Source organism: Pedobacter sp. ASV12 (genome assembly GCF_016429155.1).
GTDB lineage: Bacteria > Bacteroidota > Bacteroidia > Sphingobacteriales > Sphingobacteriaceae > Pedobacter.
In genome coordinates this window covers 1-6,579 of sequence record NZ_JAELUC010000127.1, presented here as the reverse complement: position 1 = coordinate 6,579, position 6,579 = coordinate 1, and the positions used below count along the sequence as shown (strand labels likewise).

At 46.8% G+C, this 6,579-nt stretch carries 2 protein-coding genes; both read right to left on the bottom strand.

The window, feature by feature from the left end; all coding sequences use genetic code 11:
- The coding region (locus tag JHD69_RS21555) for a beta strand repeat-containing protein (protein ID WP_199141840.1) at nucleotides 1-5,206 on the bottom strand (5,206 nt) is incomplete at its 3' end.
- Between the two features lie 551 nt (nucleotides 5,207-5,757).
- The coding region (locus JHD69_RS18575) for an AraC family transcriptional regulator (RefSeq protein WP_199141839.1) at nucleotides 5,758-6,579 on the bottom strand (822 nt) is incomplete at its 5' end.

Below are 6,579 nucleotides of genomic sequence, written 5' to 3'. Positions count from 1 at the left end.
GCGCCAACGGCGTAGGGTCGTTTGAAGTCGTGGTTACATCGTTGTTGCGTGGGTCTTTACCTGTTGCGCTTGCCAGGTTGAATACGCCGCCATTGTCTAAATCAGCTTGCGTCAATACATGGTAAGCGGTGAAGGTGCTGTTGTTGCTTGCGCCCGGCGCCAAAGAGGCAATCGGACCGCCAGCAACGGTTGCGTTGTTGTCGGTTAAGGTTACGTTGGTCAGCGTTACGTTGCCCGTATTGGTTACCACGAAGGTATAGTTGATGCGGTCGCCTACATTAACCTTGCCGTCGGCGTTGGTATCGCTGTAGGTACCCTCTTTGGCCAGGGTCATGCTGCCTGTCTGTACGATTGGCGTAACGGTACAGGTTGGACAGGCCGGCGTTGGAGGCGTTACCGGATAGTTAGGATCGCCAGGATTTAAAGGCGTAGGGTCGTTCGAGGTAGTTGTTACATCGTTGTTGCGCGGATCCTTGCCTTTGGCCGTTGCCAGGTTGAACACCCCGCCGTTGTCGATATCGGCCTGGGTCAACACGTGGTAAGCGGTAAAGGTGCTGTTGTTGCTTGCGCCCGGTGCCAACGAGGCAATCGGACCGCCAGCAACGGTTGCGTTGTTGTCGGTTACGGTTACGTTGGTCAGCGTTACGTTGCCCGTGTTGGTTACCACGAAGGTATAGTTGATCCGGTCGCCCACATTTATTTTACCATCAGCATTGAAATCGTTGTATACCCCGTCTTTGGCCAGGCTCATGCTGCCTGTCTGTACGATTGGCGTAACGGTACAGGTTGGACAGGCAGGAACTGGAGGCGTTACCGGATAGTTAGGATCGCCTGGCGCCAACGGTGTTGGATCATTGGATGTTGTTGTTACATCGTTGTTGCGCGGATCCTTGCCTTTGGCCGTTGCCAGGTTGAACACCCCGCCATTGTCTAAATCAGCTTGCGTCAATACATGGTAAGCCGTAAAGGTGCTGTTGTTGCTTGCGCCCGGCGCCAACGAGGCAATCGGACCGCCAGCAACGGTTGCGTTGTTGTCGGTTACGGTTACGTTGGTCAGCGTTACGTTGCCGGTGTTGGTTACCACGAAGGTATAGTTGATGCGGTCGCCCACATTAACCTTGCCGTCGGCGTTGGTATCGTTGTAGGTACCCTCTTTGGCCAGGCTCATGCTGCCTGTCTGTACGATTGGAGTTACCGTACAGGTTGGACAGGCCGGCGTTGGAGGCGTTACCGGATAGTTAGGATCGCCTGGCGCCAACGGCGTAGGGTCGTTTGAAGTCGTGGTTACATCGTTGTTGCGCGGATCCTTGCCTTTGGCCGTTGCCAGGTTGAACACCCCGCCATTGTCGATATCGGCCTGGGTCAATACGTGGTAAGCGGTGAAGGTGCTGTTGTTGCTTGCGCCCGGTGCCAAAGAGGCAATCGGACCGCCCGCTACGGTTGCGTTGTTGTCGGTTACGGTTACGTTCGTCAGCGTTACGTTGCCCGTGTTGGTTACTACAAAAGTATAGTTGATGCGGTCGCCCACATTCACCTTGCCGTCGGCATTGGTATCGCTGTAGGTACCCTCTTTGGCCAGGGTCATGCTGCCTGTCTGTACGATTGGCGTAATGGTACAGGTTGGACAGGCAGGCGTTGGAGGCGTTACCGGATAGTTAGGATCGCCTGGCGCCAACGGCGTTGGATCTGTTGAAGTAGCACTTACGTTGTTGTTTTTAGGGTCTTTACCTGCAGCCGTAGCTGAGTTGTAAACACCGCTATTATCCAAGTCTGCTTGGGTAAGCACATGATATCCGGTAAAAGTACTATTATTGCTCGCACCAGCAGCCAAAGTGGCAATTGGCCCGCCAGTTATCGTGGCATTTACATCGGTTAGTGTAATATTGGTTACCGGAACAGTACCCGTATTGGTTACCACGAAGGTATAGTTGATGCGGTCGCCTACATTTACCTTGCCGTCGGCATTGGTATCGTTGTATACCCCGTCTTTTGCAACAGTAATTTCTGCTTTGTAAACTGTGATGTTTACGGTAATTGGATCAGAATCTACGCCATCAGGTGTTCTTAAAATATAGGTGTAGCTATCTGGGCCAACATAATTATTTGATGGCGTATAAGTAATGGTACCATCAGGATTAACCGTAATGGTTCCATGGCTCGGGTCGGTGCCTTTCACCACAGTTGTTCCGATACCACTTGCGCCGTCGTTTGCTGTTACCGTAGTGGTTACGGCCGTATTGATAGGCGTGGTATCCGTATCTGTAGCCCCTACCGGCTTGATAATGATTTCGAAAGTCTGCGGTGCAGAAGTGTCAACACCTCCGTTTGCAATTCCTCCGTTATCATGAATTTGAACAGTTACCGTTGTCTTGCCATATTTATTTGGTGCTGGCGTATAGGTTAAATTCCCTGCTGCATCAATGGCTGGCTGTGTAGTGAATAAAGCATTGTTATTGTTGCTTACGATAAAATTCAACGCTTGGCCACTTTCATCAGCTGGACCAGCATTTAATGCCGTTGCCCAACCGTTTACAGTTTTAACTACTGCTGTAGAACTTATGGTAATGGTTTGGTCGGCTCCTTTGGTAAATGAAGGTGCATCGTTAACAGGATCAACGGTTATGGTTAAGGTACTGGTAGAAGTTACCGTTCCATCGCTAACGGTATAAGTAATTACATCAACCGGGCCATTGTAATTGGCCAAGGGTACAAAAGTATAACTGCCATCAGCATTAAGGGTAATTGTACCTTTTCCAGTAATAAGATGCGAAGTACCTGCGGTATAATCTATACCACCGATAGTATATTTGGTTACAGTTAAGGGATCGTTATCTGCATCAGTATCATTAGCCAGTACGCCATTAGCCGCACTTACCGTCAGTGTTGCGTCCTCATTGGTCGATTTGACATCTGGATTGGCAACTGGTGCAACATTGGTTGGAATTACATTTAAGGTCAAGGTACTGGTTGTTGTCGCCGTACCATCAGTTATCGTATAAGTAATTACATCAACCGCACCTGTAAAGTTGGTTACCGGTACAAAAGTATAGCTACCGTTGGCATTAAGGGTAATGGTTCCTTTTCCTGGGATGAGATGTGAAGTACCTGCGGTATAGTCGACACCACCGATGGTGTATTTGGTTACAGTCAAAGCATCTCCATCTACATCGCTGTCATTTGTCAACACACCACTGGCTGCCACTGTTAAGGTGGTGTTCATGTTGGTGCTGTTCACATCGATATTGGCTACAGGAGGCGAATTGGTAATGGTGACACCGGCAGCAGTTTTGATGTTATTACAACCTACTCCACTCGGATTACCATTACACTCGGTATCAACGTTGCCCGAGAAGGTTGGCGTACTTTCATCGGTAGCATCTGGATCGGCAATATCAGCTGGCCTTAAAATGGTTGCCCTTGGCGTAACTGTTGTATTTTTTAAAGCCTGTCCGATGGTACCTGTAATCACATACGTGGCTTGCGAGCCATTGGTCATGCTCAAAGTAGCCGTATATTTGGTCGCAGTTGTTACCGGCGAAGTTGCCACTACGGTACCTGTATTGGTTGTTAAATTAACCGAATTGATGGTAAAACCTGCCGGATATTCAAAGCCAAAGGTTGCTCCTGTTACGTCGCTAACACTTTGTGCATTTTGTAAGTTTTTAATCACGATGGTATAGGTTACCGTATTGCCAACCTGTTGCGTAGTTACCGAAGGCGTGATACTGGTTACCTCTAAATCGGCCTGATAAATGGTGGCACTGATGGTTTGTGTTACCTCATTACCTTCTACGAAGGAATAGGTATCCAGCGCCCTGTTATTTCCCCAATCTGTATCTCCAGCCCCGCCATTATTACTGTTTTTACCAAATTTATGGCCATTTGTAGTACTTGAAACACCATTTACACCAAAAGTTGGTTTTGTTGGAGATGATGGCGTCGCACTGGCACTGTTACCTGTAGTATTGACATCGCTATCGTCCCAATAAACGACATCCTTACCAGGGACAACCGTATAGTTTCCATCAGTAGTTAATTGCTCGGTAATAATACCATTTGGATTGATTTCTACGTCGATGAAGGGAAAATGCACCTCTGCGCCAAATAGTTGTACCTTAATGGTATTTAAAACCGTTCCTGGTGGCGTGGCCAAACCAGCTGTAATAGGGTCGGCTACAGAAGCCCCTGCTTTTCCATCCCAATAAACCTGATTCGTTCCGGCAACACAGCTGCCAATCAGTACCCTGTCTATAAAATTGCCGTTACCCGGTATAGTTATTTTATATGAACCGGCCAAGTTAGACGTAAAATTGACATAGGCTCCTTTAGAACTCACATAAGTGGCCGATCCCTCTACCCCCAAAAAGGAGATATTAGATACAGTAGGAAACTGCGGACTTGCCGCCTTTACCCAGGTTGTTGCTCCTTGTGCCGTAGACGTTTCGGGCAACTCATTGGAAGGCTTTGCATAAAAGAGTTTATGGGTAATATTGAGTCCATCATCCGTTTCATTTGGGTTTTTTACATTTGGATTGGTGGAAGAGTTTAAACTTTTACGTGTTGAAGTACCTGTACCGTTTGCACCTGTAGTATACCCCCTATTATTCGCAAAAAAAGTAAAACCTACGCCTACTTGCCCATTGCCACTTACTTGGTAAGCAAATCCATCTTTGGTCAATACATAAAGCTTACCATAAAAACCGCCTGTTGCTGAGTTATAATCGTTAACAATATGTGCATTGAATACGTTAGTATAGGCTCTTCCCGATTTAAATGGATAGGTAACCAAATCTGTTTGCGCGGCCGCTGCCGATCGTACCGTTACATCCCAGGCCAAAATTAATGGCTGATTAGAAGGTTGCTCTGATGTATTGGTTGCTGTCCAACTGGCATTTGCACTTACCGTAGGTACACTTGGATTTCCACTGAAAGTAACATTTGGAGAAATGAAGTCTATTTCAAAAATACCATCAGCTCCTGTTGTATTCTGTATTACAAAAGGGGTATAGCCACCTGATGCTGGTAATGCTCCGGCTAATTCTTGTGCTCTCGTGCCAATACGGCCGGTAGATGTGCTATTGCCAGAACTACTATTATAGTTATCCCTGTTTGCATTAGGAACCGTACTAGGATTAAACACATTGATTGTTCCCCCACCTATACCTTGAGCACTCGAGCCCATATAGATATATTCGTTATTTTTCACGAATACTTTTATGGTGCCGCGGCTTTGAAATGGCCAGCTACCTGTATTCGCCGAACCAGATGAACTTAAAAGCAAGGCCCTTCTGCCACTGGCACCACTTGGGTATAAATCTTTTGACCCATCTGCAAACACATTTGATGAACAGAATGTAGCTAAAAGGAAAATAAATGAATAGAGAATTCGTTTGTAAAGTTGTATCATATTCAAACAGCGTTTTATATCTATTATAAACTCGTCGCAAATATGTAGGCGCAAAGGCCTAAAAAACGAGTCATCCGTGCGGCGTGGACATCATGCCGCACGGATGATACATCGCAAATCAACATCGCTATAAGGGCTTAAAAAAGGCTCGAAGCTGAAATAAAGATACCTTGTCTGAAAGTAGGCGAACCAACGAGCGGGCTTGGGCGCCACAAGGCAGAAAGAGTGGCATTATACCTCGCAAGCCAAGCAAACTGTTGCAAACAGCATAGTCAAACAGTCCAAAACAGCAAAGTGACTTACGGAGAACTTGCTGCACATCGATAGAGAAGAAGAATAGATTATACTGACTAGGACTTGATACGATCTCTGTACTCGGAAGGTGTACAGCCTTTGATTTGTTTGAACTGCCGGTTAAAGGAAACCTTTGCATTAAAGCCGCTTTTTTCGGCCAGCTCTTCCAAATTCATATCCAGCGTTTCGTTATCCAATAATTTGCAGGCATAATTTACCCTGCATCCATTGATAAACTGATAAAAAGTTTGCTTCAGTTGCATGTTAAACACTTGCGTAAGGTGGTGGTTCGGGATTTTCAGGTGGTTGGCAAGGCTGCTCAACGAGAGCGAGGTATCTAAAAAAAGTTTATCTTCTTCCACGGCGGCAACCAGCCTCTTTTGATAGGCCAGCAACTGTTCATGGTTAAGTGGAGAGCGTTCATATTTTATGTTTTGGCGCCCTACTTCCCTACCGTAATCGCCAGGCATTGCCAACGCGCTTCTTTTCAACAGCTTATTTAATGTATAGTTAAAAACCGTGAGGATGAATATGAGCATACAGGTGTAAACAATGATCCGCAGCAAATAAACGGCATTCGGATTGTGAGTTACCTGCCCCGAAAACGATAGAATCATCATAATCGTAGCCAGGAAGAGCAAAAACACCCGGCCAAAAACAAACATCAGCAGCTTATCTCTAAACTGTCCGAATATTCTCCTGCTCGAAAATACCGAATACAGGGTATAGCCCAAAAAAGAAAGGGGGCCTATTCGATACAGCTGCTGATAAAAAGTTTGATGAACTTCTTCAGTGTTCTTGACCTGTCTCTTATACACATCTAAAAAGGGGGGGGGGGGGGGGGGGGGGGGGGGGGGGGGGGGGGGGGGGGGGGGGGG